The organism is Massilia cellulosiltytica, assembly GCF_047325105.1.
GTDB classification, from domain to species: Bacteria; Pseudomonadota; Gammaproteobacteria; order Burkholderiales; family Burkholderiaceae_D; genus Telluria; species Telluria orientalis.
Window position 1 is genome coordinate 19,947 of sequence record NZ_CP168562.1, and the last position, 26,159, is coordinate 46,105.

General features: G+C 64.9%; 24 protein-coding genes. 17 read left to right on the top strand and 7 right to left on the bottom strand.

The features are described from left to right. Window positions 1-25 precede the first annotated feature (25 nt). The gene (locus ACEN9H_RS00090) at window positions 26-565 is read right to left on the bottom strand and encodes an acyloxyacyl hydrolase (protein ID WP_229412198.1); all 540 of its coding nucleotides are present in this window, start codon (window positions 563-565) and stop codon (window positions 26-28) included. Window positions 566-716: 151 nt separating this feature from the next. Between ACEN9H_RS00090 and ACEN9H_RS00095 the strand changes: the two genes are divergently transcribed. From ACEN9H_RS00095 to ACEN9H_RS00120, 6 genes are all read left to right on the top strand, one after another. Further along, window positions 717-1,616 (top strand): NAD(P)-dependent oxidoreductase, encoded by a 900-nt coding sequence (locus tag ACEN9H_RS00095; RefSeq protein ID WP_413673354.1) that lies wholly within the window; start codon window positions 717-719, stop codon window positions 1,614-1,616. Between the two features lie 179 nt (window positions 1,617-1,795). Further along, the gene (locus ACEN9H_RS00100) at window positions 1,796-2,845 is read left to right on the top strand and encodes an ABC transporter substrate-binding protein (protein ID WP_413673355.1); all 1,050 of its coding nucleotides are present in this window, start codon (window positions 1,796-1,798) and stop codon (window positions 2,843-2,845) included. After that, on the top strand, window positions 2,842-3,405 hold the full coding sequence (locus ACEN9H_RS00105; RefSeq protein ID WP_413673356.1) for an SCO family protein: 564 nt from the start codon (window positions 2,842-2,844) through the stop codon (window positions 3,403-3,405). Before ACEN9H_RS00100 ends, ACEN9H_RS00105 begins: the two co-directional genes overlap by 4 nt. Next, window positions 3,402-3,824 (top strand): hypothetical protein, encoded by a 423-nt coding sequence (locus tag ACEN9H_RS00110; protein ID WP_413673357.1) that lies wholly within the window; start codon window positions 3,402-3,404, stop codon window positions 3,822-3,824. Before ACEN9H_RS00105 ends, ACEN9H_RS00110 begins: the two co-directional genes overlap by 4 nt. A gap of 23 nt (window positions 3,825-3,847) precedes the next feature. Beyond that, a complete protein-coding gene (locus tag ACEN9H_RS00115) occupies window positions 3,848-4,627 on the top strand; it encodes an ABC transporter permease (protein ID WP_371771382.1) in 780 nt (259 codons plus the stop codon). Then, window positions 4,617-5,381 carry an ABC transporter ATP-binding protein gene (locus ACEN9H_RS00120; protein ID WP_413673358.1) on the top strand — a complete coding sequence of 255 codons (765 nt, stop codon included), beginning with the start codon at window positions 4,617-4,619 and terminating at the stop codon, window positions 5,379-5,381. Before ACEN9H_RS00115 ends, ACEN9H_RS00120 begins: the two co-directional genes overlap by 11 nt. On the opposite strand, the gene ACEN9H_RS00125 is transcribed toward ACEN9H_RS00120, so the two are convergent. After that, the gene (locus tag ACEN9H_RS00125; RefSeq protein ID WP_160410850.1) at window positions 5,347-6,561 is read right to left on the bottom strand and encodes a M20 aminoacylase family protein; all 1,215 of its coding nucleotides are present in this window, start codon (window positions 6,559-6,561) and stop codon (window positions 5,347-5,349) included. The genes ACEN9H_RS00120 and ACEN9H_RS00125 overlap by 35 nt on opposite strands. Window positions 6,562-6,700: 139 nt before the next feature. Here ACEN9H_RS00125 and ACEN9H_RS00130 point away from each other — a divergent pair, with 139 nt between their 5' ends. The 4 genes from ACEN9H_RS00130 to ACEN9H_RS00145 all read left to right on the top strand — a co-directional run bounded on the left by ACEN9H_RS00130 (window position 6,701) and on the right by ACEN9H_RS00145 (window position 13,523). Beyond that, on the top strand, window positions 6,701-8,782 hold the full coding sequence (locus tag ACEN9H_RS00130) for a molybdopterin-dependent oxidoreductase (protein WP_413673359.1): 2,082 nt from the start codon (window positions 6,701-6,703) through the stop codon (window positions 8,780-8,782). Window positions 8,783-8,791: 9 nt separating this feature from the next. Further along, window positions 8,792-9,907 (top strand): aminopeptidase, encoded by a 1,116-nt coding sequence (locus ACEN9H_RS00135; RefSeq protein ID WP_413673360.1) that lies wholly within the window; start codon window positions 8,792-8,794, stop codon window positions 9,905-9,907. 162 nt (window positions 9,908-10,069) lie between these two features. After that, the gene (locus ACEN9H_RS00140) at window positions 10,070-11,752 is read left to right on the top strand and encodes a long-chain-fatty-acid--CoA ligase (protein WP_413673361.1); all 1,683 of its coding nucleotides are present in this window, start codon (window positions 10,070-10,072) and stop codon (window positions 11,750-11,752) included. A 91-nt stretch (window positions 11,753-11,843) separates the two neighbouring features. Beyond that, on the top strand, window positions 11,844-13,523 hold the full coding sequence (locus ACEN9H_RS00145) for a long-chain-fatty-acid--CoA ligase (RefSeq protein WP_413673362.1): 1,680 nt from the start codon (window positions 11,844-11,846) through the stop codon (window positions 13,521-13,523). A gap of 129 nt (window positions 13,524-13,652) precedes the next feature. Here the strand turns inward: ACEN9H_RS00145 and ACEN9H_RS00150 are convergent, their stop codons facing one another. Together ACEN9H_RS00150 and ACEN9H_RS00155 are read right to left on the bottom strand one after the other, a co-directional pair. Continuing rightward, window positions 13,653-15,230, bottom strand: a complete 1,578-nt coding sequence (locus ACEN9H_RS00150; protein WP_413673363.1) for an alkaline phosphatase D family protein — start codon at window positions 15,228-15,230, stop codon at window positions 13,653-13,655. A 10-nt stretch (window positions 15,231-15,240) separates the two neighbouring features. Next, entirely contained in the window at window positions 15,241-15,675 is a 435-nt protein-coding gene (locus tag ACEN9H_RS00155; protein WP_413673364.1) for an acyl-CoA thioesterase, read from the bottom strand. Window positions 15,676-15,737: 62 nt separating this feature from the next. Between ACEN9H_RS00155 and ACEN9H_RS00160 the strand changes: the two genes are divergently transcribed. Both ACEN9H_RS00160 and ACEN9H_RS00165 read left to right on the top strand, forming a co-directional pair. Further along, window positions 15,738-17,585, top strand: coding sequence for an ABCB family ABC transporter ATP-binding protein/permease (locus ACEN9H_RS00160; RefSeq protein WP_413673365.1), 1,848 nt, complete (start codon window positions 15,738-15,740; stop codon window positions 17,583-17,585). Between the two features lie 12 nt (window positions 17,586-17,597). Continuing rightward, the gene (locus ACEN9H_RS00165) at window positions 17,598-18,470 is read left to right on the top strand and encodes a Kdo hydroxylase family protein (RefSeq protein WP_413673366.1); all 873 of its coding nucleotides are present in this window, start codon (window positions 17,598-17,600) and stop codon (window positions 18,468-18,470) included. A gap of 50 nt (window positions 18,471-18,520) precedes the next feature. Here the strand turns inward: ACEN9H_RS00165 and ACEN9H_RS00170 are convergent, their stop codons facing one another. Both ACEN9H_RS00170 and ACEN9H_RS00175 read right to left on the bottom strand, forming a co-directional pair. Beyond that, entirely contained in the window at window positions 18,521-19,597 is a 1,077-nt protein-coding gene (locus tag ACEN9H_RS00170; protein WP_056123708.1) for a type II asparaginase, read from the bottom strand. Between the two features lie 74 nt (window positions 19,598-19,671). Next, a complete protein-coding gene (locus tag ACEN9H_RS00175; RefSeq protein ID WP_413673367.1) occupies window positions 19,672-20,943 on the bottom strand; it encodes a dicarboxylate/amino acid:cation symporter in 1,272 nt (423 codons plus the stop codon). 193 nt (window positions 20,944-21,136) lie between these two features. Here ACEN9H_RS00175 and ACEN9H_RS00180 point away from each other — a divergent pair, with 193 nt between their 5' ends. Beyond that, on the top strand, window positions 21,137-21,862 hold the full coding sequence (locus ACEN9H_RS00180) for an amino acid ABC transporter ATP-binding protein (protein ID WP_413673368.1): 726 nt from the start codon (window positions 21,137-21,139) through the stop codon (window positions 21,860-21,862). A gap of 86 nt (window positions 21,863-21,948) precedes the next feature. Here the strand turns inward: ACEN9H_RS00180 and ACEN9H_RS00185 are convergent, their stop codons facing one another. Beyond that, window positions 21,949-22,686: a sulfite exporter TauE/SafE family protein gene (locus ACEN9H_RS00185; RefSeq protein ID WP_371771374.1), complete on the bottom strand. Its 738-nt coding sequence runs from the start codon at window positions 22,684-22,686 to the stop codon at window positions 21,949-21,951. Window positions 22,687-22,810: 124 nt separating this feature from the next. Here ACEN9H_RS00185 and pyrC point away from each other — a divergent pair, with 124 nt between their 5' ends. Genes pyrC through ACEN9H_RS00205 form a run of 4 tightly spaced genes read left to right on the top strand, consistent with a single transcriptional unit; the run spans window position 22,811 to window position 26,060 of the window. Next, window positions 22,811-23,860, top strand: coding sequence for a dihydroorotase (gene pyrC / locus ACEN9H_RS00190; RefSeq protein WP_413673369.1), 1,050 nt, complete (start codon window positions 22,811-22,813; stop codon window positions 23,858-23,860). 4 nt (window positions 23,861-23,864) lie between these two features. Beyond that, window positions 23,865-24,680, top strand: a complete 816-nt coding sequence (locus tag ACEN9H_RS00195) for a DUF3025 domain-containing protein (protein ID WP_413673370.1) — start codon at window positions 23,865-23,867, stop codon at window positions 24,678-24,680. Next, window positions 24,670-25,689: a Gfo/Idh/MocA family protein gene (locus ACEN9H_RS00200; RefSeq protein ID WP_413673371.1), complete on the top strand. Its 1,020-nt coding sequence runs from the start codon at window positions 24,670-24,672 to the stop codon at window positions 25,687-25,689. The genes ACEN9H_RS00195 and ACEN9H_RS00200 overlap by 11 nt, the downstream gene beginning before the upstream one ends. After that, entirely contained in the window at window positions 25,686-26,060 is a 375-nt protein-coding gene (locus ACEN9H_RS00205) for a YggL family protein (protein WP_413673372.1), read from the top strand. The genes ACEN9H_RS00200 and ACEN9H_RS00205 overlap by 4 nt, the downstream gene beginning before the upstream one ends. Window positions 26,061-26,159 lie beyond the last annotated feature (99 nt).

Below are 26,159 nucleotides of genomic sequence, written 5' to 3' on the forward strand. Positions count from 1 at the left end.
AGTCGACAAGCGGGGCGCTACCGGATCAGTAGTGGTACGCCGCCTTCAGCAGCAGCAGGTTCACGCCGCCGTTCGGCTTCTTGATGCCGCCGTTCGAGTAGTGTTGCAGGCGCGCGCCCAGCTCCCATTTGTTGGCGAAGACATAGCCGACGCCCACGTGGTCGGCGAATTCGAACGCGGTCGACAGCTGGCGGTGCGTGTTGCGGTACACGCTCGAGAAGACGGCGGCGCCGATGCCGGCGTCGGCGTAGAAGCCCAGCTTATTGTCGGCTTCCCAGCGGAACACCGGCGTGATGCCGACGACGGCCAGGTCCTTCGTGTTGCCCTGCTGGTCGAGCCACTGGTTGGCGCGCCAGTAGGCGACGTTCGCGTCCCAGTAGCCGTTCAGGTGGTAGCCGCTGGTCGGCAGCCAGGATTTGTTCCAGTCTTTCTGGACCGCGAGACGGACGACCTGCACGTGTTCGCCGCCGCCGACTTCCACCGACGAGGAATCGAAATAACCGTCGGCGGCATGGGCCGCCGTCGCGGCCGACAACGCGGCCACGGCCGCCAGGGAACGCATCATTTTTTTCATGGAGAACATTGCCTTTGCTGTGAATGAGAGCCGTGCACGCAAAATGGTCACGGCCAAACCGCTATTGTAGCGAGGTCGTTGAAAGGACGTAGTCGACCTATCAATTGTTAAAATACGGACAATGCATCATCGAGAGGAAGCAATGACGTTACCGACTGTGGCATTTCTCGGCATCGGCCTGATGGGCAAGCCGATGGCGACCCGGCTGGCCCAGGCCGGCTATCCCCTGCGCGTGTGGAACCGCACGGCCGCCAAGGCCGAGGCGCTGCGCGACACCGGCGCCGAACCGCATGCCGACCTGCACGACGCCGTGCGCGGTGCCGACATCGTGATCTCGATCCTCGAAGCGGGCCCGATCGTCGGCCAGGTCATCGATGATGCCCTGCCGGCACTCGCGCACAACACGTTGTGGATCGACATGAGCTCCACGCGCCAGGACGAAGCCGTGGATTTTGCCGCCCGCCTGCGCCAGGCCGGCGGCCGCTTTGTCGATGCGCCCGTGTCCGGCGGCGTGGGTGGCGCGGAAGCGGGGCAGCTCGCGATCATGGCCGGCGCCGATGCGGCCGACTACGCCCAGGCCGAGCCCGTGCTGCGTGTGATGGGTTCGCCGAAAGCCGTCGGCCCCGTCGGCAGCGGCCAGGTGGCCAAGCTGTGCAACCAGTTGATCGTCGGTGCGACGATCAATGTTGTGGCGGAAGCGCTGCTGCTGGCGGAAGCGGCCGGGGCCGATCCGGCCGCCGTGCGCGAGGCGATCCGCGGCGGCTTCGCCGGCAGCCGCGTGCTGGAAGTGCACGGCCAGCGCATGCTGGAGCGGAACTTCATGCCCGGCGGACAGGTCAAGACGCAGCTGAAGGATCAGCGCAACATCCTGGCGGCAGCCAGCGGCGCCGGCGTCACGTTGCCCGTGACGGAGCTCGTGACGCGGCAGTTCGAGAGCATCGCAGGCGACATCCCGTCCGCCGACCATGCGGCCGGCCTCATCGCGCTGGAGCGGATGAATCCCGGCAAGCGACTGGGCACCGCGCCGGACCGTATGCCATAAGTATTTATTCGCTACCTGTTTGCGCTATCAGTACAACCTCGTATAATTCCCAGAGGTATTACATCGTTACGTAATATCACGGAGACAATGGAGTAGATGGCCCGCCGCAACAGCCTGTTGCCCCGGGCCTCAAACTTCTCTACCCTTGCCGCACATAACGAACCCAATACAGGGGCAGCATGGATAATCTGGGAAACGGCTTCCGCACGCGGCGGCAGCTGTTGAAACTGGCGTCGGCAATGGCGTTGCCGTCCGCTTTGGCGGCGTGTTCTTCGGAGAAGAAAAGCGCATCACTGGTCGTCGGCGGCTTGCCGGTGACCTGTAACCTGACCTTGCCCGTCGCGTGTGCGGCCAAGGAGGCCGAGATCGCCGCGAAGGATGCCGCAACCAAGCCGGCGAACCCGCTCGGCTTCGAGTACAGCAAATACAGCGGCTTCCCCGAACTGAAGGAATCGCTGATGTCGGGCCGCATCCAGGCCGCCTACGTGCTGGCGCCGATGGTCATGGACCTCGTGTCCAGCAATATCCCCGTCAAGGTCGTGTCGCTGGGCCACCGCTCCGGCGCCGTCATCATGGTGCGCACGGATGCCGGCTATAAAAAATTCCGCGACCTGCAGGGCAAGCGCGTCGCCATTCCGAGCCGTTTCGCCGTCGACCTGCTCTTCCTGCGCAAGATGCTGGCGGAAGAGGGCATGAACATCAAGGACGTCGAACTGGTCGAGATGCCCCCGCCGGACATGCCGGCCGCGCTGTATGCGAAAGCCATCGATGCCTATTGCACGGGCGAGCCGTTCGGCGCCTCCGCGCAGATGGCCGGCTACGCGACGCCGCTGCGCATGACGCGCGACGAATGGCCGAATTACATCTGCTGCGTGCTCACCGTGCGCGAAGACCTGATCGCGAATAACCGCGCCGCCGTGCAGGACCTCGTCAACTACGTCCAGGCGGCCGGCAGCTGGATGGATGCGGATGCCGCGCACCGCGACAAGGCGATCGCGATCGCGGCCACCAGGAAGTACTTCAACCAGGATCCGAAGATCCTGAAATTCGTGATGACGAATCCGAGCGACCGCGTCACGTATGGCGACCTGCGCATCATCCCGAAGGAATTCGACGAATTGATGCAGATGTCGCTGGATGCGGGCACGCTGAAGAAGCCCATCCAGTTCAACCAGTACGTGGACGAAAGCTTCTTCAAGGCCGTCCGCCCCGTCACGGTCACGCTATGAAACGCCTCGCCGCAGCACTGCTGTTTGCCTTGCCATTGGCCGCGAGCGCGGATGCATTGAAATCCGGGGAATTCTCGCCGCCCCGCATGGCGCCGGATTTCACGCTGCAGGGTTCGACCGGCAAGCCTCTTAAATTGTCCGATTACCGCGGCAAGGTCGTGGCGCTGGGCTTCGGCTTCACGTCCTGCCCGGCCGTCTGCCCGACGACGCTCGCCGAACTCGCGGCCGTGAAAACGAAGCTGGGCGCGCAGGGCAAGGATTTCCAGGTCGTGTACGTGACCGTCGATCCGGCGCGCGACACGGCGGAGCGCATGCGCGCCTATCTGACGGCGTTCGATCCGACGTTCGTGGGCGCGACCGGCCTTGACGCGCAGTTGGCTGCGGTGCGCAAGGAATACGGCGTCACGTCCACGAGGACGGGTAGCGGTGCGAATTACGGTTTCAATCATTCGTCCTTCGTCTACCTGATCGACCGGTCCGGCAAGCTGCGCGCATTGAGCCCGTACGGCCGCGCGGTGGATGACGTCGCGCACGACGTGCGCGTGCTGCTGAATCAATGACGCGTTCCCGCATCCTGCTGCTGGCCGCGGCGGTGCTGGCCATCGCGGCGCTGTGGGCCACGCTGTGGGCCATGTATGCGCCGATCCCCGCCGGCTCGCGCGAGCAGCTGTTCGAGATTCCCGCCGGGACGTACGCACGGCGCGCGGCGGGCGACAAGGTCGAGATCCTGCCGACGTCGATCCGGCTCACGCTGGGCGTGAAGGATATCCTCGTGCTGAAGAATCTCGACAATGTGCCGCAAACGTTCGGGCCCGTCTTGATCATGCCGGGGCAGAGTTTCAGGATGCCGTTCGGCGTCGCGGGGGACGTGCAGTTCGAATGCACGGCGCACGCGAGCGGCCAGATGCGTATCGTCGTCGAGCCGGCGCCGGATGCGGGCTGGCGCCGGCTTGTGTGGCGCGCACGACATTGGTTGTAACTATAAGAGGGAGACAAGAAGCTGTGAAAAAGAAGAGTTTTTTTGCACAGAAGCGGGCGCGGATCATCGCGCCGGCGGTCGTGCTGGCGTTATTGATCGCGGTCTGGTGGATCGTCGTCGTCCAGACCAGGAGCGCGATCTTCCCGACGCCGGGGCAGGTCGTCACGGGCACGTGGGAACTCGTGCAGGACGGTACGCTGTGGGACCACATCGGCTCCTCGCTGATGCGCGTCGGTACCGGCTTCTTGCTGGCGATCGCCGTCGCCATTCCGCTGGGCCTGTGGATCGGCCGCATGGAGGGCGCCTGGGTCACGTTGAATCCGCTGTTCCAGCTGCTGCGTCCGATCTCTCCGATCGCGTGGATTCCGCTCGCGATCCTGTGGTTCGGCGTCGGTAACGCGTCGCCGATCTTCCTGATCTTCATCGCGTCCGTGTTCCCGATGATCGTGCAGACCGCGGCCGGCGTACACACGATCGAGCGGCGCTACCTGCGCGCGGCGGAAAACTTCGGCGTCTCGCGCGCCAAGCTGTATCGCCAGGTGATCATTCCCGCCGTGCTGCCCGAGATCATCGTCGGCATGCGCATCACGCTGGGTGTCGCGTGGCTGGTCGTCGTGGCGGCGGAAATGATCGCGCTGCGCTCGGGCCTCGGCTACCTGATCATGGATTCGCGTAACGCGGGCAACCGCTACGACCTGGTCATCGCCGCCATGATCATCATCGGCATCATCGGCCTCATGCTGGACGGGATCACCCGTCTCCTGGAACGTCTCAAATCGGTAAGGTGGCGCTATGGACGCTAAGGTGCAATACAAGGTCGCGGACAAGATCGTCGTCGACGACATCCGTAGAAGCTTCGAGACGCGCAAGGGCACGTTGCCGGTCGTGGGCGGCATCAGCCTCACGATCCGCGACGGCGAATTCGTCGCCATCGTCGGACCGTCCGGCTGCGGCAAATCCACGTTGATGAAGATGCTGTGCGGCTTCGATCAACCGGACGAAGGCCGTGTCGTCATCGATGGCCAGGTGCGCCACGGTCCGAGCCCGAAGGGCATCCTCATTTCCCAGCACGGCTCCGTGTTCCCGTGGCTGACGGTGCAGCAGAACCTGATGTTCGGCCTGGACGGCATCAGCGAGGCCGAGAAGGCGGAACTCGCCGACCACTACACGGCGATGGTGGGACTGAAAGGTTTCGAAAAAAGCTATTCGCACGAGCTGTCGGGCGGCATGCTGAAACGCGTGGAGATCGCGCGGGCGCTCGTCATGAAACCCGAGATCCTCTACATGGACGAGCCGTTCTCCGCGCTGGACGCGCTCATGAACCTCAAGATGCGCATGGAGCTGCTGCGCATCCTGGAAGAGGAGCGCCACACGGTGCTGCTGATCACGCACGACGTCGAGGAAGCCGTGCACCTGGCGGACCGCATCGTCGTGCTGTCGCCGCGGCCGACGACGATCCAGGCCACGTTCGAGGTGAACATCCCGCATCCGCGCAAGATGTCCAGCCCCGAAGCGCAGGACCTCAAGGAAGCCGTGTTGAAGGAGCTGGGGCTGTAAGGCTCATCTCGACCAATCGCGCCCAGAAGCTGGCGCCGATCGGCAGCAGGTGGTCGTTGAAGTCGTAGCTGCCGTTGTGCAGCTGGCACGGTCCGAGGCCGTGCCCGTGGCTTCGATGATCGCCGTCGCCGTTGCCGATGAAGACATAGCAACCCGGCTTTTCCTGCAACATGAACGCGAAGTCCTCGGCGCCCATCGTCGGCTCGACGTTCGTGTCGACATTGTCCGCACCCACCACCGCGCGCATCGCTTCGATCGCGAACGCCGTCTGTTCCGGATGGTTGATCAGGGGCGGGTAGTTGCGCTTGAACGAGAAGTCGATGGTGGCGCCGAAGCCCGCGGCCAGCCCGTTCGCGAGTTCGTTCATGCGCCGCTCGATCAGGTCCAGCACATCCGTCGAGAATGTGCGCACGGTGCCGATCATGACGGCTTCGTCGGGGATGACGTTGGTGGCGCTGCCGGCGTGGATCTGCGTGATCGACAGGACGGCCGTATCGAGCGGGTTCTTTTCGCGTGAGATGATCGTCTGCCACGCTTGCGCGATCTGCACGGCGACCATCACCGGATCGATGCCGCGGTGCGGCTGCGCGGCGTGCGCGCCCTTGCCCTTCACCACCACGCGGAACTCGTTACTGGATGCCATCATCGGCCCCGCGACGACGCCGAAGCTGCCCGCCTTGATGCCCGGCCAGTTGTGCATGCCGTACACGGCGTCCATCGGAAAACGTTCGAACAGGCCGTCGTCCATCATGCGGCGCGCGCCGGCGCCGCCTTCTTCGGCCGGTTGGAAGATCAGGTAGACGGTGCCGTCGAAGTTGCGGTTCTGCGACAGATAGTGGGCTGCACCCAACAGCATCGTTGTGTGCCCGTCATGACCACAAGCATGCATCTTGCCGGCGTGGCGCGACGCGTGATCAAATGTGTTGAGTTCCTGCATCGGCAGGGCGTCCATGTCGGCGCGCAGGCCGATGGCGCGGTCCGAGGTGCCGTTCTTGATGATGCCGACGACACCCGTCACGCCCAGCCCGCGGACGACGGGGATGCCCCATTCGGTGAGGCGCGCGGCCACCACGTCGGCCGTGCGTTGTTCTTCGTAGCAGAGTTCGGGATGGGCGTGGATGTCGCGCCGGATCGTTTCGAGCTCGGATTGGTAAGCGAGTATGGGTTCTACCAGTCTCATTGATCTCTCCTCATGCCTGATAGGCATGCATGTTTTGAACTATTGTAGCCCTTCCATCATGCGGAAGGCCAGAGCCCCGACGGCTGCCACCGGAATCGTATAAAGTACTGGTTTATCGACGTTTTTCTGGATGAATCCGATGACCAAGACCATCGTCCGCGGCGCCTGTCCGCATGACTGCCCCGATACCTGCGCGTTGCTCGTGACCGTGGAGGACGGCGTGGCCACGGAGGTCAAGGGCGATCCGGATCATCCGACGACGGCCGGGGTGCTGTGCACGAAGGTCTCGCGCTACGTCGAACGCACCTACCACCCCGATCGCCTGCTGTACCCGATGCGCCGCACCGGCAAGAAGGGAGAAGGCAAGTTCGAACGCATCACGTGGGAGCAGGCGCTCGACGAGATCGCGCACCGCCTGCAACCCATTGCCGCGCGCGACCCGCAGGCGATCCTGCCGTACAGCTATTGCGGCACGATGGGCCTCGTGCAGGGCGAGGCGATGGCCATGCGTTTCTTCAACACGCTCGGTGCTTCCCTGCTCGACCGCACAGTGTGCGCGAACGCCGGTGCCACGGGCTACAAATACACGATCGGTGGTTCGATCGGCACGGATACCGAACAGTTCCAGGATGCGAAGCTGGTTTTGATCTGGGGCGGCAATCCGATCGCGTCGAACCTGCATTTGTGGACGCGTTTGCAGGAAGCCAAGCGCCGCGGCGCGAAACTGATCGCCATCGATCCGTATCGCTCGCTGACCGCCGAAAAATGCCACCAGCACATCGCGCTGATGCCCGGCACGGACGCCGCGCTGGCGCTGGGCATGATGCACGTGCTGGTGAAAGAGAACCTGCTCGACCACGACTACATCGAGAAGCACACGTTCGGCTTCGCGCAACTGAAGGACCGGGTGGCCGAATGGACGCCGGAGCGCACGGCTGCAACGTGCGGCATCGCGGTGGAAGAAGTCGTCGACCTCGCGCGCGCGTACGGACGCACGGCGCGCGCGGGCGAACCGGTCGCGATCCGCATGAACTACGGCCTGCAGCGCGTGCATGGCGGCGGCATGGCCGTGCGCACCATCGCCTGCCTGCCGGCGCTCGTGGGCGCGTGGCGCCACGCGGCGGGCGGCGTGCAGCTGTCGACGTCGGGCACGTTCCCGGCCAATAAAACCGTCCTGCAACGCCCGGACCTGTTGCGCGGCAAGCTGCCGCGCACGATCAACATGAACACGATCGGCGCCGACCTGCAGCGCGACGCGTCGCCGGATTTCGGCCCGAAGATCGAAGCGGTCATCGTGTACAACTCGAACCCGCTCGCGATCGCGCCGGATTCGGCGCAGGTGCAGCGCGGCTTCGAGCGCGAGGATTTGTTCACGGTGGTGCTGGAGCACTTCCAGACCGACACCGCCGACTACGCGGACATCCTGCTGCCAGCCACCACGCAGCTGGAACACGTCGACGCGCACCTCGCGTATGGCCATTTGTACATGATGGCGAATAATGCGGCGATCGCGCCGTTGGGCGAATCGAAGCCGAACACGGAAATCTTCCGCCTGATCGCCAAGCGCATGGGCATGAACGACCCGATCTTCGACGAGACGGACGACGAACTGGCCGCGCAAGCGTTCGACAAGAAACACGAACGCGCCGTGCACTTCGACTGGTCGTCGCTGAAGCGCACGGGCTGGCAAAAGCTGAACATGCCGGCCGCGCCGTTCGCCGAAGGCGGCTTTCCGACGCCGTCCGGCAAGTGCGAGTTTTATTCGGCATCGATGCAGGCCGATGGCCTCGATCCGCTGCCGACCTATATCCCGAACTACGAATCGGTCGCCTCCAACCCCGAACTGGCAGAGAAATATCCGTTGGCGATGATTTCTCCGCCGGCCAGGAACTTCCTCAACTCAACCTTTGTCAATGTCCAGAGCCTCCGCGCAACGGAAGGCGAACCGCACCTGGACATCCATCCCGCCGACGCAGCCTCAAGGGGTATCGCGGACGGCGAGATGGTACGCATCTTCAACGACCGGGGCGCGTTCGTCGCGCGCGCCCGGGTCACCGCCAAAGCGCGGGCCGGCCTCGTCGTCGGCCTGTCGATCTGGTGGAAGAAGCTCGCCAGCGACGGCAAGAACGCCAACGAAGTCACCAGTCAGCGCCTGACCGACATGGGCCGGGCGCCCACCTTTTACGACACGCTGGTGCAGGTTGAAAAGGCCGCACCATGATCTGGAAATATGAAACTCACACGGATTACCCCGTGGTTCCGCCCCGTGCTGATCGCAGGCACGGCAGCGGGGCTGCTGGCCAGCTGCTCGACGCTGAACTACTACACCCAGGCAGCCCAAGGGCAGCTTGAACTCCTGTCGGACGCCCGTCCGATCGATGACTGGATCGCCGACCCCGGCACCAGTACCAAACTGCGCCATCGCCTCGAGACGGCGCGCCAGATCCGCCGCTTCGCAGTTGCCGAAATGGCTTTACCCGACAACAACAGTTACAAAAACTACGCGGCGCTGAAGCGGCAATACGTGCTGTGGAACGTCGTTGCGACACCCGAGCTGTCGCTGCGGCCCCTGCAATGGTGCTTCCCCGTGGCAGGCTGCGTGAACTACCGCGGCTATTACGACAAAGCCGCCGCGGAGTCGTACGCGAAGGAATTGCGCGATGCGGGCGACGACGTCGAGGTCGGCGGTGTCGCCGCGTATTCCACGCTGGGCTGGTTCAGCGATCCGCTGATCTCCACGTTCATCAATTACCCGGACGGCGAGCTGGCCCGCATGATCTTCCACGAACTGGCGCACCAGATCGTGTACGTGCAGGGCGATTCGCAATTCAACGAAGCGTTCGCATCGACGGTGGAAGAAGTCGGCGTCGAGCGCTGGATGGAGCGCTTCGGCAACCAGCAGATGCGCGACGCCTATGCGCGCTACCGGAGCCGCAAGAAGGATTTCCTCGGTTTGCTGATGAAGTACCGCAAGGCGCTCGAGCAGAATTATGCGCTCGTCGACCGCAGCGATGCGCAGAAGCGGGCCGTCAAGGCGCGTTTGTTCCAGGACTTGAAGGACGAATACCAGGTCCTGAAGGGCAATTGGGGCGGGTATGCAGGGTATGATCGGTTCTTCGAGCAGCCGTTGTCGAACGCCCACCTGGCATCGATCGCAACGTACGAGGATTTCGTGCCCGCGTTCCGTGCGCTATTGCAACGCGAGGGCAGCTTCCCGAAATTCTACCAAGCCGTCAAAAACCTGGCCGACATGGACCGTTCCGACCGCCACCGCGTGCTGAATGCGCTGGTGCCGCCGCTCGTGACGGCGCCGTTGATGGTGCAGCGCAGCGAAATACGCCCGTAGCCATTTTGATCAAACGTCGATAGAGTCGTTGTTCGAAAAGCGCAAAAGTGCTTGCGTCGACGCGCGCTGCCCGATAGCATCTTGTTTAATAATATCAGCACGACCGTGCGATTTTTTTGGGCCGCGCTCAGAACGATAACGATACTGGAGACAGAGGCACCGATGGACAAGATTTGGCTCAAGGCTTACCCGCCCGGCGTGCCGGCGGAAATCGATCCCGACCAGTATGGTTCGCTGGTGCAAATGCTGGAGGAATCGTTCCGCAAGTATGCGGCGAACAACGCGTACGTCTGCATGGACAAGTTCCTCACCTACGGGGAACTGGACAACATGTCGAAGCGCCTGGCGGCCTGGCTGCAGAGCCGCGGGATGAAGCCGGGGGCGCGCGTGGCCGTCATGATGCCGAACGTGCTGCAGTACCCGGTGGCGCTGGCCGCCATCCTGCGCGCGGGCTATACGGTCGTCAACGTCAATCCGCTGTACACGCCGCGCGAGCTGGAACACCAGCTGAAGGATTCGGGCAGCGAAGCCATCATCGTGCTCGAGAACTTCGCGCACACGGTCGAGCAGGTATTGAGTAAAACGCTGGTGCGCCACGTCGTCGTGGCCAGCATGGGCGAGCTGCTGGGCGGTGCCAAGGGCATGCTCGTCAACTTCGTCGTCCGCACCGTCAAGAAGATGGTGCCGGACTTTACGATCCCGCACATGGTGCGCTTCAAGGACGCGCTGGCGCAGGGCGCCAGGATGCCGTTCCAGCCGGCGCAGCTGAAGAATTCCGACGTCGCCTTCCTGCAGTACACGGGCGGCACGACGGGCGTGTCGAAGGGTGCGACGCTCACGCATCGCAACGTCATCGCCAACATCCTGCAGACGGAGGCGTGGTCGAAGCCGGCGATGAGCCAGCCGCCGCTCGTCGAATTCCCGACCATCGTATGCGCACTGCCGCTGTACCACATCTTCGCGCTGACGGCGTGCGCGCTGTGGGGCATGCGCGTGGGCGCGCTGAACATCCTGATCCCGAACCCGCGCGACATCGCGGGCTTCATCAAGGAACTCAAGAAGTACCGCATCAACATGCTGCCCGCGGTGAACACCTTGTACAACGCGCTGGTGAACCACCCCGATTTCAAGGACGTCGACTTCAGCGCGCTGAAGGTTTCCAACGGCGGCGGCATGGCCGTGCAGCAGGCCGTCAACGACAAGTGGAAGTCGCTCACGGGCACCAACATCATCGAGGGCTACGGCCTGTCGGAGACGTCGCCCGTGGCCACGTGCAACCGCTGCGACGTCCCCGGCTTCACCGGCACGATCGGCCTGCCGGTGCCGTCGACGGACATCGCCATCGTCGACGACGACGGCCGCCCGCTGCCGGTGGGCAGCATCGGCGAGATCGCGATCCGCGGTCCGCAGGTGATGGCGGGTTACTGGAACCGTCCGGACGAGACGGCGAAAGTCATGACGGCGGACGGCTTCTTCAAGTCGGGCGACGTCGGCATCATGGACGACAACGGGTACGTGAAGATCGTCGACCGCAAGAAGGACATGATCCTCGTGTCGGGCTTCAATGTGTACCCGAACGAACTGGAAGCGGTGATCGCGGCGCATCCGGGCGTGCTGGAATGCGCGGTGGTCGGCGTGCCGGACGAGCATTCCGGCGAGGCCGTGAAGGTGTTCGTCGTGCGCAAGGATGCGAGCCTGACGGCCGAGCAGCTGATGGACTACTGCAAGCGCGAATTCACCGGCTACAAGAGGCCCAAGTACATCGAATTCCGCACCGAGCTGCCGAAGACGAACGTCGGCAAGATCCTGCGCCGCGCGCTGCGCGAGGAAAAGCAGGCGGCGTAGCGTCACCGGGCAGCGAGCATGAACCGCCCGTTTGCCGGGCGGTTTTTTTGCGCATACGATTTATATGATTGAGAACTAGCGAGGCAATGACATGGACAAATTCTGGCTGAAGTCGTACGAGGCGGGCGTGCCTGCGGAAATCGACTGGACGCAGTACCGCTCCCTCACGCACCTGCTGGAGGATTCCTTCCGCAAGTACGCCAACCGCGACGCCTTTGCGTGCATGGGCAAGTCCATGACGTTCGCGGAGCTGGACAAGCTGTCCGGCGCGATGGCCGCGTGGCTGCAGCAGAAGGGCCTGGCGCCGGGCGCGCGCGTGGCGATCATGCTGCCGAACGTGCTGCAGTATCCGGTGGCGATGGCCGCCATCCTGCGCGCCGGCTACACCATCGTCAACGTCAACCCGCTGTACACGGCGCGCGAGCTGCAGCACCAGCTGAACGATTCGGGCGCGGAGGCCATCGTCGTGCTGGAGAACTTCGCGCACACCGTCGCCGAAGTCGCGCGCAACACGAAGCTCAAGCACGTCATCGTCGCCACCATGGGCGACCTGCTGGGTGTGAAGGGCCTGCTCGTCAACTTCGTCGTCCGCACCGTCAAGAAGATGGTGCCGGCGTGGTCGCTGCCGTCCGCCGTGCCGTTCAAGCGCATGCTGGCCGAAGGCGCGCGCCTGTCGCGCAAGCCGGTCGAGTGCGGCCATGAAGACGTCGCCTTCCTGCAGTACACGGGCGGCACGACGGGGGTGTCGAAGGGCGCGGTGCTGAAGCACAGGAACGTGATCGCCAACGTGCTGCAGAACGAAGCGTGGTTCGCGCCGACCCTGGCCAAGATCCCGGCCGGCGAGACGCCGCTGTTCGTGTGTGCGCTGCCGCTGTACCACATCTATGCGCTGACCGTGTGCGCCCTGATGGGCCTGCGCGCGGGCGGCACGAACCTCCTGATCCCGAACCCGCGCGACATCGGCGGCTTCATCAAGGAGCTCAAGAAATACCGCATGCACGTCTTCCCGGCCGTGAACACGCTGTACAACGGCCTGCTGAACCATCCGGAGTTCGCGAGCCTGGATTTCTCGGGCCTGAAGGTGTGCCCGGGCGGCGGCATGGCCGTGCAGAAGGCCGTCGCCGACAAATGGCTCGCGGTGACGGGCGCGCCGATCGTCGAAGGCTACGGCCTGTCGGAGACGTCGCCGGTCGTCGCCGCCAACCGTTGCGACATCACCGAATTCACGGGCACCATCGGCTTTGCGCTGCCGTCGACGGAGCTGCGCATCATCGACGAATCCGACAACGAAGTCCCGTTCGGCACGGCCGGCGAGATCGCCGTGCGCGGCCCGCAGGTGATGGCCGGCTACTGGCAGCGTCCGGACGAGACGGCGAAGGTCATGACGGCGGACGGCTTCTTCAAGACCGGCGACATCGGCGTGATGAACGCCACCGGCGCCGTCAAGATCGTCGACCGCAAGAAGGACATGATCCTCGTCTCGGGCTTCAACGTGTACCCGAACGAAGTGGAAGACGTCGTCGCCGCGCACCCGGGCGTGCTGGAAGTGGCGTGCGTGGGCGTGCCGGACCAGCATTCGGGCGAGGCCGTCAAGCTGTACGTCGTCAAGAAGGACAAGACGCTGACCAAGGACGACCTGCTGGCCTTCTGCAAGGAACAGCTGACGGGCTACAAGCGGCCGAAGTACGTCGAGTTCCGCGACAGCCTGCCCAAGACGAACGTCGGCAAGATCCTGCGGCGCGAGCTGCGGGATGAGAAGCAGACGGCGTAATCGACACCCGCGACCGCAAAACCGTCGCCCCCGCGCAGGCGGGGGCCCAAGTATTAAGCGTTTCGACTGCGCGTGCAAATTGGATCCCCGCCTGCGCGGGGACGACGTGCTCAGGCCGCGGGCCGGTTGCTAGACCGCCGTGATCTCCACCCCAGGCTTCCCCTCCTCGACCCGGAACGCCGCCAGCTCCCGCTGGACGGTCTTCGGATCGCGCACCTCGTCCAACCCCATGAAATGCGTGCGCGTCTCGCCGGGGGTAATCTCCATCAGCATGTACCCCCGCTTGTCGCTGCGCCCGTACCGGAGGTGCGGGTTCATCGCCACGTATTGCGACGTGCGCAGCTGCGGGCGCGAATTCGATGTGACCGACGTGCCGACGAATTCCGTCGCGACGACCGGATTCGCGGTCGACACGGGCCGGTTGAAATCGCGCCGCAGCTCCGTCGCGTAGAACGTGTGCACGTCGCCGCCCAGCACGAGCGGGTTCGCGGCGCGCGTGTCCACGAGCGTGTCGAGCAGGCGCCGGCGCGCGACGGGATAACCGTCCCAGCCATCCGTCCAGAAGCGGCCGCCTTCGGGCGCCGTTACCGGGATCTGCGACGACTGCGCCATCAAGGTCTGCTGCGCGAGGACGTTCCAGCGCGCCTTCGACGACGCCAGCCCGGCCTTCAGCCACGCTTCCTGCTCGGACCCCAGCATCGAGCGGCGCGGGTCGAGCAGAGAAGGGCAGGCGCGCGGCGTCACGGAATTCGAGCCGCCGATGCCCGGATGCGAGCACGCTTCCCACGCGCGGTACTGGCGGTCGTCCAGCACGTGGAAGCGCGCGAGGCGTCCCCAGTCGTAGCGCTGGAACATGCGCACGCTCGCGTAGCTCCTCGGTGGCGGCAGCCGCAGCGGCATGTGTTCGTAAAAGGCCTGGTAGGCGGCCGCGCGGCGCTGTATGAACTGCGGCGACAGGCGCTCGTCGCGGTCCGCCGCGTAATCGTTCGCGACTTCGTGGTCGTCCCACGTGACGATCCACGGCGCGATCAGGTGCGCGGCCTGCAGGTCCGGGTCCGTCTTGTATTGCGCGTAGCGGCGGCGGTAGTCGGCCAGCGTGAACGATTCATCCTGGCGCACGATCCGCACGCCCGGCGCCGGATGCTGCAGGCGGTACGCGCCCCATTCGTAGATGTAATCGCCGAGGAAGGCGACGACGTCCGGGTTCGCCTGCGCGAGGTAGCGGTGCGCCGCATAGCTGCCGAACTCCCAGTGCTGGCACGATGCGACGGCGAGTTTCAGGCGGTCCGGCATGCTGTCCGGCGCCGGCGCCGTGCGCGTGCGGCCGACGGGGCTGACGGCGTCGCCCAGCATGAAGCGGTACCAGTACCAGCGGCCCGGTTCCAGGCCGCGCACGTCCACGCGCACGCTGTGCGCCAGTTCCGGTGTCGCGACGGCGGTGCCCTTCGCGGCGATCTTGCGGAAGGCGCCGTCGTGCGCCACTTCCCAGCGCAAGGTGAGGGCGAGCGGCGGCGTCCTGGTCGCATCGAGCGGATCCGGGGCGACGCGCGTCCACAGGATCACGGAGTCGGGCAGGGGCGCGCCCGACGCGACCCCGAGGCTGAACGGATAGCCGGCCGCGTTCGATGGTTTGGCGAGCAGCAGCGACGACGATGCCGCCGCGAGCCGCGCGGCGTTCAGCAGGAACAGGCGGCGCGGCCAGGTCATCGATTGATGCTTATTGCGCGATCAGCGATTCGAGCGGCGGCAACTGGCGCGGCTTGCGGTCCGGGCCCGTGGCGACATAGGTCAGCGTCGCTTCCGTCACCTTGACGACGTCCGTCTGCAGCCGGTTGCGCTCCGCATAGACCTCGACGTAGACGGTGATCGACGTATTGCCGACCTTGACGATGTCGGCGTAGAACGACAGCAGGTCGCCGACGAACACGGGATTCTTGAACACGAAGGAATTCACGGCGATGGTGGCAACGCGGCCGTTCGCGCGGCGCACGGCCGGCAGCGAGCCGGCCACGTCGACCTGGGCCATGATCCAGCCGCCGAACACGTCCCCGTAGACGTTGGCATCGGACGGGGCGGGCATCATCCGCAGCACGGGCATCTTTCCTTCAGGCAGGCGGGTGATGGACGGGGGGGTATTTTCGGGCTGGGTCATCTTGAATTTTCGGTAGAAGCTACAATCGTCTTGAATTGAACCATAAATCGACAAGCCCCGCCATGCGACGCTCTTCTCCGAACTCCCTGCCGCCCCAGTCCGATCCGAACGCGAAACGGAACGATTGGGCCACGATCGGCACCTTGCTGCCCTATTTATGGGTCTATAAATGGCGCGTGCTGGCCGCATTGATCTGCCTCGTCGGCGCCAAGATGGCCAACGTGGGCGTGCCGCTCGTGCTGAAAAAGCTCATCGACGCGCTGACGATCAGCCCGACCGATCCGCACGCGCTGCTCGTGCTGCCGCTCGGCGCGCTGGTCGCGTACGGCGCACTGCGTTTTTCGACCACCCTGTTCACCGAGCTGCGCGAATTTTTATTCGCGCGCGTGACGCAGCGCGCCGTGCGCACGATCGCCCTGAAAGTGTTCCGGCACCTGCACGCGCTGTCGCTGCGCTTCCACCTGAACCGCCAGACGGGCGGCATGACGCGCGACATCGAGCGCGGCACGCGCGGCGTCAGCTCGCTCGTGTCGTACTCGCTGTTCTCGATCCTGCCGACGCTGGTCGAGATCACGCTGGTGCTGGGCTACCTCGGCACGCATTACGACGCCTGGTTCGCGGGCATCACCGCGATCGCGCTCGTCACCTACATCACGTTCACCGTCACCGTGACGGAATGGCGCACGCACTTCCGCCGCACGATGAACGAGCTGGATTCGAAGGCGAACACGAAGGCCATCGATTCGCTGATCAACTACGAGACGGTGAAATACTTCGGCAACGAGGACTACGAGGCGAAGCGCTACGACGAAGGCCTGCAGAAGTACGAGCAGGCCGCCGTGCGCTCGCAGACGTCGCTGTCGTTCCTGAACACGGGCCAGTCGCTGATCATCGCGGCGGCCGTCACGGCGATCCTGTGGCGCGCGACGCAGGGCGTGATCGACAAGACGATGACCCTGGGCGACCTCGTGCTCGTGAACTCGTTCATGATCCAGCTGTACATCCCGTTGAACTTCCTCGGCGTGATCTACCGCGAGATCAAGCAGAGCCTCGCGGATATGGAGCGGTTGTTCGGCCTTCTCGAGCAGAACCGCGAAGTGGCCGATTCGCCCGATGCGAAGCCGCTGGTCACGCATGGAGCCAAGGTCGAGTTCTCGCACGTGGAATTCAGCTACGACCCGAAACGGCAAATCCTGTTCGACGTCGACTTCACGATCCCGCCCGGCACGACGACGGCCGTCGTGGGCCACAGCGGTTCGGGCAAGTCGACCTTGTCGCGCCTGCTGTTCCGCTTTTACGACGTGCAGCAGGGCGCCATCCGCATCGACGGGCAAGACGTGAAGAACGTGACCCAGGATTCGCTGCGCCACGCGATCGGCATCGTCCCGCAGGACACGGTGCTGTTCAACGACACCATCGAATACAACATCGCCTACGGCCGTCCGGGCGCGAGCCGCGCGGACATCGTGGCGGCGGCGCGCGCGGCGTCGATCCACGACTTCATCGAAACCCTGCCGGACGGCTATGCGACAATGGTGGGTGAACGTGGCCTTAAACTGTCGGGGGGCGAGAAGCAGCGGGTGGCCATCGCGCGCACCCTGCTGAAGAATCCCGCGATCCTGATCTTCGACGAGGCCACGTCGGCGCTCGATTCGAAGTCGGAGCAGGCGATCCAGGCGCAGCTGAAGGAAATCGCGAAGCAGAGAACGACGCTCGTCATCGCGCACCGCCTGTCGACCATCGCGGACGCCCACCAGATCCTCGTGCTCGACCACGGCCGCATCGTCGAACGGGGCACGCATGCCGTGCTGATCGCGGCGGATGGCCTGTACAGGCAGATGTGGGACCGCCAGCAGGCAAGGCAGGACGAGGATCTCGCCTCACCGCCGGTCGAAGTGGTACAAGATTAAGGATTGAACAGGATGGAAAAACAGATCGTCGAGATCGACATGGCCGACGTCGGCCACGGCAACCCGGCCTGGATCGCCGCGCTGGAAGCGGGCAAGGTGCTGTACTTCCCGAACTTCGCGCAGCACGGCTTCGCGCCGCAGAAGGAAGAGCTGGCGCTGTTCCGCGAAGACATCCGCGACCCCAAGATCCGCAACATCAGCCTGTCCACGAGCGGCGACCTGAAAGGCGTCGTCGGCGACGATGCGACGAAGGCGCTGATGGCCGGGATGATCGGGCGCTTCCGCGCCGAGGCGGAAGGCCTGCTCGCGAACCTGGTGCCGCGCTACGGCGAACACCTGCGCCGCGGCGCGACGAGCTTCCGGCCGTCGGTGGTGGAAAACCGCGTGCAGTCGTGGCGCGCCGACGATCGCCGCATGCACGTGGACTCGTTCCCGTCGCGCCCCAACTACGGCGAGCGCCTGCTGCGCGTGTTCACCAACGTGAACCTGGAAGGCGAGCCGCGCGTGTGGCGCGTGGGCGAACCGTTCGAGGATGTCGCGCGCCGCTTCCTGCCGAAGGTGAAACCGTATTCGGCATGGCAGGCGAAGGTGCTGAACGCGCTGCACGTGACGAAGTCGCTGCGCAGCGAATACGACCACATCATGCTGCAACTGCACGATGCGATGAAGTCCGACCTCGACTACCAGAAGAACGCGCCGCAGGTCACCTTCGACTTCCCGCCGGGCTGCGCGTGGGTATGCTTCTCGGACCAGACGTCGCACGCCGTGATGGCGGGGCAGTACATGATGGAGCACACGTTGCAGCTGTCGCCCATGCACCAGTACGACAAGGATGCGAGTCCGCTGGCGATTCTTACACGGATGCAGGGGCATGCGCTGGTGTGACTAATGAAAAACGGCCGCGCGATGCGGCCGTTTTGTCGTTGGGACGTCGATCAGTACGTGTAGAACATCCGCTGAATCTCCTTGGTGCTGTTCGTCTTCGTGAGTGCCAGCATCAGCAGAATGCGCGCTTTCTGCGGATTCAAGGTGTCGGCCACCACGAAATCCAGCTGGTCGTCATTCGCTTCGCCATTGCGCGCCACGATGCCCTGGCCCACGCGGCTCGCGCGCACGATGATCACGCCTTTTTCGCGTGCGGCCGACAGCGCCGGGCGCACCTTGTTCGGCAGGCTGCCGTCACCGACACCCGCGTGGATCAGGCCCTTGGCGCCGGCGGCGACCAGCGCGTTGACGGCGGTCGGGCCCACGTTCGCGTAGGTGTAGGCGATGTCGACCTGCGGCAGGGCCGACAGGTTGCTCACGTCGAATTCGGTGTCGACCGTGTGCTTGCGGGTCGAGGCGCGGTAGAAGTGCGCCTTGTTGCCCACCACGTAGCCCAGCAGGCCCAGTTCCGTCGCCTTGAACGTGTCGGTGGTCGTCGTGTTGGTCTTGCTGACGTCGCGCGCGGCGTTGATCTGGTCGTTCAGCACGACGAGCACGCCCTTGCCGACGGCGTCAGGACTGCCGGCCGTCAGCACGGCGTTGTACAGGTTGATCGGGCCGTCGGCCGAGATCGCGGTCGACGGACGCATCGCGCCCACCACCACGACCGGCTTCTTGCTCTTCACGACGAGGTCGAGGAAGTAGGCGGTTTCCTCGATCGTGTCGGTGCCGTGCGTGATGACGATGCCGTCCACGTCAGGCTTGGCCAGCAGCGTGTTGACGCGCTTCGCCAGCGTGAGCCAGTGCTCGTTGCTCATGTTTTCGCTGGCGATCTGGAACACCTGTTCGCCCGTCACGTTGGCGACCTGCTTCAGTTCCGGGACGGCCTTGATCAGGTCATCGACGCCGACCTTGGCGGCCGTGTAGCCGACCGTCGTCGTGCTGGTGGCGCCGGTGCCGGCGATCGTGCCGCCGGTGGCGAGGATCACCACGTTGGGCAGGCGGGCCGCCGTCTGGGCTTGCGCGGATGCGGCCAGCAGCGTCATGAGGCACAGTGCGAACCACGTGCGTACAAGTTTTAAGAACATAAGATCTCCTTTTTTAACAATTTTTGGAAGGTAAAAAAAAGGCTCCTTGGGAGGAGCCTGGTTCGGGGTGCCGGTCAGCGCAACGGCGCTGTGGCGATATCCTTGTCGGCAAGCGCAGGATCGGTGAGATCCCCCTCCCACTTCGCGACGACCGCGGTGGCGATGCCGTTGCCGATCACGTTCGTGGCCGAGCGGCCCATGTCGAGGAAGTGGTCGATACCGAGCAGCAGCAGCAGGCCGGCTTCGGGAATATGAAACTGGTTCAGCGTGGCGGCGATGACGACGAGCGACGCGCGCGGCACGCCGGCCATGCCCTTCGACGTCAGCATCAGCACGAGCATCATGGTCATCTGCGTGGACAGCGCCAGCTCGATGCCGTAGGCCTGGGCGATGAAGACGGAGGCGAAGGTGCAGTACATCATCGAGCCGTCCAGGTTGAACGAGTAACCGATCGGCAGCACGAACGCGGCCAGGCGATTCTTGACGCCGAAGCGCTCCAGGCCTTCCAGCGTCTTCGGATACGCGGCTTCCGACGAGGCGCAGGTGAACGCGAGGATGGTCGGCTCGCGCAGCAGGCCGAGGAGCTTGAACAGGCGCGGGCCGACGAACAACACGCCGATCGCGATCAGGATGCACCACAGCAGCGCGATGCCGAGGTAGAACTCGCCCATGAACTTGCCGTAGGTGCCGAGCACGCCGACACCGCTGGTGGCGACGACGCCCGCGACGGCCGCGAACACGGCGAACGGTGCGAAGTTCATCACATAGCCCGTCACCTTCAGCATGACGTGCGCGGCGCCGTCGATGGCGGCGATCATGGGCGCGGCGCGATCGCCGATGGCGGCGGCGCCGGTGCCGAAGAAGATCGAGAAGATCACGATCTGCAGGATCTCGTTCCTGGCCATGCCGTCGAAGATCGACGTCGGCACGAGGTGGGTGATGAAGTCCTTCAGCGTGAGGCCGGACGCGGTGATGCCCGACGAGGCGCCGGCCGCCGGAAGGGTGCCGGACAACGCCATCGCGTCGCCCGGGCGGAACATGTTCACGAGGATGAGACCCAGCGTGAGCGACAGGAGGGAAGCGATGATGAACCAGCCCAGCGCCTTGATGCCGATGCGTCCGACTTCCGCGGCGTCGCCCATCTTGGCGATGCCCACCACCAGCGTGGAGAACACGAGCGGTGCGATGATCATCTTGATCAGGCGGAGGAACAGGGTCGTGACCAGCGACATCGTGTCGGCGAAGCCCTTGGGATCGGCGAGATTCGTGTGCGCGATGTAGCCGGCGGCGATGCCGAGCGCCAGGCCCACGAGGATCCAGGTAGTGAGGCGGTTTCTTTTGTTCATAAGCTTCCTCTAGGGTGGCGGATGGCGGAGCAGGGGAGATCGTCCGTCCTGTTCCGCTGCCGTGGCACAATCTCGTGCAAGATCAGGGAGTTGCCGGGTGCCTGGTGCTGCGATATTGACAAGTCCCGGCAGTATCCTAGGCGTTGATGGTACTGTCAAGCACGCCCGGGACAACGAAAAGACGACAATACAGATGATCGAAATCGACAACGTCAGCAAGTGGTACGGCCCTGTCCAGGTTCTGCGCGACTGCACGACACGCGTCGCGCGCGGCGACGTGGTGGTCGTGTGCGGGCCGTCCGGTTCCGGCAAGTCGACGCTCATCAAGACCGTCAACGGCCTGGAGGCCTTCCAGCAGGGGACGATCAGGGTAGACGGCACGTCCGTCGGCGACCCGGCCACGCGCCTGCCGGCGCTGCGCGCGCGCATCGGCATGGTGTTCCAGAATTTCGAGCTGTTCCCGCATCTGTCCGTCCGCGACAACCTGACGCTCGCGCAGGTCAAGGTGCTCAAACGTTCGCGCGACGAGGCCACGGCGAACGGCCTCGAATACCTGGACCGCGTGGGCCTGCTGGCGCACCAGGACAAATTCCCGGCCCAGCTCTCGGGCGGCCAGCAGCAGCGCGTGGCGATCGCGCGGGCGCTCGCGATGGACCCGGTCGCGATGCTGTTCGACGAACCCACGTCCGCGCTCGATCCGGAAATGGTGGGCGAAGTGCTGGACGTGATGACGGGCCTGGCGCAGGACGGCATGACGATGATGGTCGTGACCCACGAGATGGGATTTGCGCGCCGCGTGGCGGATCGCGTCGTGTTCATGGACGAGGGGCGGATCGTCGAGGACAGCGCCGGGGAGGCGTTTTTCGAGGCGCCGCAGTCGGAGAGAGCGCGGGAGTTCCTGGCCCGGATCATTCACTAGACCGTCGTCCTCGCGAAAGCGGGGACCCATACTGAGCTGACCAGGGATGCTCAACATGGGTTCCCGCCTGCGCGGGAACGACGTGGCTAGAGGTTACGCAATACTAAACTGACCCCACCGGTGATCAGCACCACCCACACCGCCTGCTTGATCCGCTCCGCCGGCAGCCACTGGTGCAACCGGTTGCCGACATACAGCCCGCCGAGCGCGAACGGCAGCAGCACGGCGGCCAGCAGCGGCAGCGCCGGCTGGTTGTACAGGCCCGCGCCTGTAAACAGCACGAGACGCGAGATGGCGCTGAAGAACAGCACGCCGCTGAGGGTGGCGCGCAAGGCCAGCTTGTCGTCCAGGCGGCTCGTGAGGAAGATCGTGTAGAACGGCCCGCCGGTGCCGAACAGCGCCGTGAAGATGCCGCCCACGACGCCGAACGGCACTGCCCACGCGGGCGCAAACGGCGGCAGCTTGCGGCGCGCGAACAGGCTCCAGGCCGAATAGCCCAGGATGAACAGGCCGAGCACGACCAGCAAGGTGCGCTCGGGCGCGCGCACGAGCGCGAGCACGCCGACCGCCATCCCGACCGCCATGAACGGGATGAGGCGCAGCGCTTCGCGCTTGTCGATGTGGCGGCGGTTCTTCACGCCGAGCAGCACGTTAGAGACAAAGTCGAAGATGAGCATCAGCGGCACCGCCATGCGCAGCGGCATGAAGAACACCAGCAGCGGCATCGCCGTCACGGACGAGCCGAACCCGGTCAGGCCCAGCACCGTGTAACCGAACACGATGATGAGCGCCAGCTGGGCGAGCGTGAGCAGATCGAACGTCATGCCACGATTCTAGCCCTAATGGGTGATTTCGTTCTGTATTGCAATGTATCGTGCGTCGCAAACAACGCGTGCCGGCAACTTGACCTCCTAGTAAAATGTCGGGGTTCGCAATCCGAGAGCCGCCATGTCCATCATCGAATCCCCCGACACCCTCACCATCACCCGCCCCGACGACTGGCACCTGCACCTGCGCGACGGCGCGGCCATGGCCAGCGTGCTGCCGCACAGCGCGCGCCAGTTCGCTCGCGCCATCGTCATGCCGAACCTGAAGCCGCCCGTCACGACGGCCGCGCTGGCCGCCGAATACCGTGCGCGCATCCTGGCCGCGCTGCCGCAAGGCATGTCGTTCGAGCCGCTGATGACGTTGTATCTCACTGACAACACCGAACCGGACGAGATCCGCCGCGCGCGCGACACCGGCTTCATCCACGGCGTGAAGCTGTACCCGGCCGGCGCCACGACGAATTCCGCCGCCGGCGTGACCGACCTGCGCAAGTGCTATAAAACACTGGAAGTGATGCAGGAACTGGACATGCCGCTGCTGACGCACGGCGAAGTCACGGACCAGCACATCGACCTGTTCGACCGCGAAGCCGTGTTCATCGAGCGCGTGATGCGCCCGCTGCGCAAGGATTTCCCGGAACTGCCAATCGTGTTCGAGCACATCACGACGAAGGACGCGGCCGAGTACGTGGCCGAGGCCGAAGGCCCGATCGCCGCGACGATCACGGCGCACCACCTGCTGTACAACCGCAACGAGATCTTCAAGGGCGGTATCCGCCCGCATTACTACTGCCTGCCGGTCCTGAAGCGCGAAGAACATCGCCTGGCGCTGGTGACGGCGGCGACGAGCGGCGACGAGCGCTTCTTCCTCGGCACCGACTCCGCGCCGCACGCCATCCACACGAAGGAAGCCAGCTGCGGCTGCGCCGGCTGCTACACCGCGTTGCATGCGATGGAGCTGTACGCCACCGCCTTCGAACAGGCCGGCGCGCTGGATAAACTGGAAGCGTTCGCGAGCCTGAACGGCCCGGCCTTCTATGGCCTGCCGGTGAACGAGGACACGATCACCCTGAAGCGCGAGGCGTGGAGCCTGCCGGCGACGGTGCCGATGGGCGAGCAGGAACTCGTCCCGCTGAACGCGGGCGAACAGATCGGCTGGAAGATGCTGTAACGGGATGTTCCCCGAGATCGACTGGACGCGGCCGTGGTACGACACGGTCCGTCCCGCTTTCGACAGTCTGCCCGCCGGGCCGTTCATCGATGGGTTCAACGCGAACGCGGCGCGGCTCGGCCTCGTCAACGTGGACGGCCAGCCGATCCGCTTCGTGCCCCAGGCCGACCTGCCGGAGGGCGTGGCGTACGAAGCCTACATCGGCGCCACGGGATGCGTGCCCACGCGCGAGAACCTGCACGATTTTTTCAACGGCCTCGTGTGGCAGACCTTCCCGCGCATCAAGCGGGAACTGAACGCGCTGCAGGCCGCGCAGATCGCGCAGGCGGGCGTCGGCAAGTCGCGCGGACCGGCGCGCGACGCCGCCACCATTTTTGACGAGAACGCGGCGCTGCTCGTCGTGCGCACTGACGCCGCCGGCCACGCGCTCGTCGACGACCTGCGCGCACACCAGTGGCGCTCGGCCCTGTTCGACAAGCGGACCATGTTCGGACGCGATGCCGAACTGTGGCTGTTCGGGCACGCGCTGATGGAAAAGCTCGTCGCGCCGCGCAAGGCGATCACGGCCCATGTGCGCGTCGTGTTCGCCTGCGACGATTTTTTTGCACTCGACCGCGAGGGACGCCGCGACTGGATCGATGGCGCGGTGTCCAAGACGATAGCGGCCGAGGGCCTGTCCACGGCCGGCTTCACCCCGCTGCCCGTGCTGGGCGTGCCGGGCTGGTGGCCGGACCAGGACGAAGCCTTTTATCTCGACCACACCGTGTTCCGGCCCAAAAGGCCGGCCAGCACCACTGAAGGAGGACACCATGACCGATAAGGTACGTTGGGGCATCCTTGGCACGGGCAAGATTGCCAAGGCCTTTGCCTCCGCATTGAAAGACACGCCGGACGCGCAGCTCGCCGGCGTCGGCTCGCGCAACCCGGCCAGCGCCGATTGGTTCACCCGCGAGTTCGGCGGGACGGCGTACGCATCGTACGAAGACCTCGTGCATGCGCCCGACGTGGACCTCGTCTACGTCGGCACGCCGCACCCCATGCATTACGAGAACGTGCGCCTCGCGCTGGAAGCCGGCAAGGGCGTCCTGTGCGAAAAGGCGTTCACGGTGAATCGCCGGCAGGCCGAGGAACTCGTGCAACTCGCGCGCGAGAAAAACCTGTTCCTGATGGAGGCGATGTGGACGCGCTTCCTGCCCGCGCTGGCCGAGGTGCGCCGCATCGTCGACTCGGGCGAGATCGGCACCGTGCGCCAGGTGAACGCGGACCTCGGCTTCAAGGCCGAATTCGGACCGGAACACCGTTTGTTCAACCCGGTACTGGGCGGGGGCGCGCTGCTCGACCTGGGCATCTATCCGCTGTCGATCGCCGTGGCGCTGTTGGGGCCCGTGGACACCGTGCTGGCCCATGCCGACATCGGCCCGACCGGCGTCGACGAGCAGACGGGCATCCTGCTGCGCCATCGCAGCGGCGGCATGTCCGTGTGCAGCTGCTCGCTTCGGGCGCGCCTGCCGAGCGAGCTGACGATTGCCGGCGAACGTGGCCACGTCCGCATGAACACGATGTTCTACCGCACGCAGACGGTGACGGTGGTGCGCGCCGACGGCATCGCGCGTACCGTGCCCACGCCGTACATCGGCAACGGCTACGTGCACGAAGTCATCGAGGCGCAGCGCTGCTGGCGCGCGGGCCTGATCGAGAGTCCCGGCATGACGCATGCGGACACGCTGGCGCTGATGGGCGTGATGGACGAGATCCGGCGCCAGATCGGCCTGACCTATGACGCCGATTCGACACAAATGAGCAGCACACCACCCAAGGAGAATGAATGAAACGCGATCCCCGCTCGACCAACCGCATGCGGCGCCTGAATCCCCGCCAGCGCAAGAAGCTGCGCGTCGGCGAATTCCAGGAACACTGCTTCGACGTCGAACTCGTCTTCCACAACCCGATGCGCGGCGAGCCGTATCACGACTTCATCAACGACTTCTTCGGCGCGCTGGAAGAACGCGGCCTGCTGGGCGGCGGCTTCGGCGGCCGCGAGCCGTTCAGCGAGACGGAAGGCGTCGTCGCCCGCATCGAGCGCGGCTCGCCGTCGGAAGAAGACCGCGAAGCCGTGATCGCGTGGCTGCGTGCGCGGCCGGAAGTGGTCGACGCGCGCGCCAAGGATTTCAAGGACGCGTGGCACGGTTACGGCTTTTAAATGGTCGAGTTGTAAGGATGTGTCAGCGCGGTAACGGATTGTAAAGCCCGTCAACAGGCGGGCAGGCCGCGCCGTTTTAGGGACAAGTGCAGCGCAAAA

Coding starts and splice junctions, on each gene's coding strand:
- ACEN9H_RS00150 (WP_413673363.1), bottom strand. CDS start 15,230: ATGACCTGGCCGCGCCGCCTGTTCCTGCTGAACGCCGCGCGGCTCGCG.
- ACEN9H_RS00130 (WP_413673359.1), top strand. CDS start 6,701: ATGACCAAGACCATCGTCCGCGGCGCCTGTCCGCATGACTGCCCCGAT.
- ACEN9H_RS00140 (WP_413673361.1), top strand. CDS start 10,070: ATGGACAAGATTTGGCTCAAGGCTTACCCGCCCGGCGTGCCGGCGGAA.
- pyrC (WP_413673369.1), top strand. CDS start 22,811: ATGTCCATCATCGAATCCCCCGACACCCTCACCATCACCCGCCCCGAC.
- ACEN9H_RS00200 (WP_413673371.1), top strand. CDS start 24,670: ATGACCGATAAGGTACGTTGGGGCATCCTTGGCACGGGCAAGATTGCC.
- ACEN9H_RS00170 (WP_056123708.1), bottom strand. CDS start 19,597: ATGTTCTTAAAACTTGTACGCACGTGGTTCGCACTGTGCCTCATGACG.
- ACEN9H_RS00205 (WP_413673372.1), top strand. CDS start 25,686: ATGAAACGCGATCCCCGCTCGACCAACCGCATGCGGCGCCTGAATCCC.
- ACEN9H_RS00155 (WP_413673364.1), bottom strand. CDS start 15,675: ATGACCCAGCCCGAAAATACCCCCCCGTCCATCACCCGCCTGCCTGAA.
- ACEN9H_RS00145 (WP_413673362.1), top strand. CDS start 11,844: ATGGACAAATTCTGGCTGAAGTCGTACGAGGCGGGCGTGCCTGCGGAA.
- ACEN9H_RS00180 (WP_413673368.1), top strand. CDS start 21,137: ATGATCGAAATCGACAACGTCAGCAAGTGGTACGGCCCTGTCCAGGTT.
- ACEN9H_RS00120 (WP_413673358.1), top strand. CDS start 4,617: ATGGACGCTAAGGTGCAATACAAGGTCGCGGACAAGATCGTCGTCGAC.
- ACEN9H_RS00185 (WP_371771374.1), bottom strand. CDS start 22,686: ATGACGTTCGATCTGCTCACGCTCGCCCAGCTGGCGCTCATCATCGTG.
- ACEN9H_RS00165 (WP_413673366.1), top strand. CDS start 17,598: ATGGAAAAACAGATCGTCGAGATCGACATGGCCGACGTCGGCCACGGC.
- ACEN9H_RS00100 (WP_413673355.1), top strand. CDS start 1,796: ATGGATAATCTGGGAAACGGCTTCCGCACGCGGCGGCAGCTGTTGAAA.
- ACEN9H_RS00090 (WP_229412198.1), bottom strand. CDS start 565: ATGATGCGTTCCCTGGCGGCCGTGGCCGCGTTGTCGGCCGCGACGGCG.
- ACEN9H_RS00110 (WP_413673357.1), top strand. CDS start 3,402: ATGACGCGTTCCCGCATCCTGCTGCTGGCCGCGGCGGTGCTGGCCATC.
- ACEN9H_RS00135 (WP_413673360.1), top strand. CDS start 8,792: ATGAAACTCACACGGATTACCCCGTGGTTCCGCCCCGTGCTGATCGCA.
- ACEN9H_RS00160 (WP_413673365.1), top strand. CDS start 15,738: ATGCGACGCTCTTCTCCGAACTCCCTGCCGCCCCAGTCCGATCCGAAC.
- ACEN9H_RS00125 (WP_160410850.1), bottom strand. CDS start 6,561: ATGAGACTGGTAGAACCCATACTCGCTTACCAATCCGAGCTCGAAACG.
- ACEN9H_RS00105 (WP_413673356.1), top strand. CDS start 2,842: ATGAAACGCCTCGCCGCAGCACTGCTGTTTGCCTTGCCATTGGCCGCG.
- ACEN9H_RS00095 (WP_413673354.1), top strand. CDS start 717: ATGACGTTACCGACTGTGGCATTTCTCGGCATCGGCCTGATGGGCAAG.
- ACEN9H_RS00195 (WP_413673370.1), top strand. CDS start 23,865: ATGTTCCCCGAGATCGACTGGACGCGGCCGTGGTACGACACGGTCCGT.
- ACEN9H_RS00175 (WP_413673367.1), bottom strand. CDS start 20,943: ATGAACAAAAGAAACCGCCTCACTACCTGGATCCTCGTGGGCCTGGCG.